3 protein-coding genes are annotated in these 1,990 nt (G+C 63.5%); 2 read left to right on the forward strand and 1 reads right to left on the reverse strand.

Going from position 1 to position 1,990, the window contains the following annotated elements; genetic code table 11:
• Positions 1 to 465, forward strand: a 465-nt coding sequence (locus tag Q1J79_RS05305; RefSeq protein WP_300297482.1) for a hypothetical protein, incomplete at its 5' end; no start/stop codon positions are given.
• A gap of 4 nt (positions 466 to 469) precedes the next feature.
• Here Q1J79_RS05305 and Q1J79_RS05310 read toward each other — a convergent pair.
• The gene (locus Q1J79_RS05310) at positions 470 to 955 is read right to left on the reverse strand and encodes an ester cyclase (protein WP_300297484.1); all 486 of its coding nucleotides are present in this window, start codon (positions 953 to 955) and stop codon (positions 470 to 472) included.
• A 121-nt stretch (positions 956 to 1,076) separates the two neighbouring features.
• Between Q1J79_RS05310 and Q1J79_RS05315 the strand changes: the two genes are divergently transcribed.
• Positions 1,077 to 1,990 (forward strand): MoxR family ATPase (locus Q1J79_RS05315; RefSeq protein WP_300297487.1); only part of this gene is annotated, 914 nt, incomplete at its 3' end.

Below are 1,990 nucleotides of genomic sequence, written 5' to 3' on the forward strand. Positions count from 1 at the left end.
GCCCCTCCCCGTGGCAAATCCCCCCTCTTCTATACCCGCCTCCGCCCCCTTATCTTGTTGAAAGGCCGCGACTCGCGGCAGGAGGCGACGATGAAAATCATCGGTTACGGCAAGGACAAGGTCGACCATTTCGTCAGCAAGGACATGCTCGACCGGGAATCCACACGCAAGCTTCAGAAATTCCTCGAAGAAATCGAGATGGGCATATTCAGCGCCAACCGCGAGGTGATGCGGAAGGCCGTTCCGGAGCTCAACCGGGAATCCTTCATGGCTTTTGCCGTGCGCGTCGCCGAGGCCCGCGCCCGTTATGTGAAAATCGCCCTTGAGCTCTCGACCATCACCAATCCCACGACCGAGGACATCGCCCGGCTGAAGGCCGCGCGCGAGGCCAATGACGAGATGGTCCACGCCTTCGAAGCGACCAAACGGGTTATCGAGCGCGGCTACACCATCCTCGCGCGCTGAAAGATCAGGGCCCGCCGGCGGCCCAGGCCTGGGCCGCGGCAAGCTGATCCGCCGTCAGGCCATCCTGCCCGAGCTGACGCAGCAGCGTGGCGAGATCGTAATAAAACCGCTCCTCGACGAATAACCCATCGCGGAATCTGACGAACACCACGAAAGGCAGCGTAAAGCCGCGCCCGGTCGGCGCCAGCCCCAGGAACGGCCCGACATGCCTTCCGACATATTGCGGTTCGGCCACATAGGTTTCCTCGTCTATCCAATGGGCGCCGCCCAGGGCCGAGCGTTCCACCACATTGCCAAAAGCATCCCACCATTGCCGGTAATGCCGCTCGGCGCCGGCCAGGCCGGGAAACACCTGTCCGGTGGCCATGTCGCGGAACACGCAGTCGGGGTGAATGGTGGCCAGGGTGGCCGCCATGTCATGGGCATTCTCGGCCGCCAAGTGCCGTTGCAGCATGAGGCGATTGGGATGGCTGGAAGGCGGCTTGGTCATGGTTCTCTCCACAGGGCGATAACGGGAAGACGCGGCAGGCCGCCGGCCTGTGACAGCCGCGCCTTGTGAGGGGGCCATGAACCGGGCATGATTTCCCCCTCCCTCGCCCTAGATCATCATCATGACCGCACAGAACACTTCCGGCCTGCCCGCCTCCATCGACGATGTCGAAGCCCTGCTTGCCCGTGGCGACTATGTCGCCGATCGTTCGCTGGCTACCACGCTGTTCCTGGCCCTGAAGATGGGCCGGCCATTGTTCCTCGAAGGCGAAGCCGGCGTCGGCAAGACCGAGATCGCCAAGGTGCTGGCGGCCACGCTGAACCGGCGGCTGGTGCGGCTGCAATGCTATGAAGGCCTCGACCTCGCCTCCGCCGTCTATGAGTGGAACTACCCGCGCCAGATGCTGGAAATCCGCCTGGCGGAGGCTACCGGCGAGGGCGACAAGGGCAGCCTGAGCCATGACCTGTTCAGCGCCGATTTCCTGATCGAACGGCCACTGCTGCAGGCGCTGAAGCCCGACCCGAACGGCGCGCCGGTGCTGCTGATCGACGAACTCGACCGCACCGACGAGCCCTTCGAAGCCTATCTGCTGGAAGTGCTGTCCGATTTCCAGATCACCATCCCGGAAGTCGGCACCGTGAAGGCGCCCGAACCACCCATCGTGATCATCACCTCGAACCGCACGCGCGAGATCCACGACGCGCTGAAGCGCCGCTGCCTGTATTACTGGGTGGACTATCCCAACGCGGAGCGCGAACTGGCGATCCTGCAGCGCAAGGTGCCCGGCGCGCCGCAGCGCCTGAGTCGCGAAATCGTCGCCTTCGTGCAGCATCTGCGCGAGACCGAGCTGTTCAAGCTGCCTGGCGTGGCGGAAACCATCGACTGGACGCGCGCGCTGGCATTCCTCGACAAGGTGGCGCTTGATCCTGAAACGATCGACAACACGCTTGGCGTGCTGCTGAAATATCAGGACGACATCGCCAAGATGAAAGGCTCCGAAGCGGCGGCAATCCTGCGCCAGGTGCAGCAGGACAT

The organism is Ferrovibrio sp. (assembly GCF_029255545.1).
Lineage (GTDB): Bacteria > Pseudomonadota > Alphaproteobacteria > Ferrovibrionales > Ferrovibrionaceae > Ferrovibrio.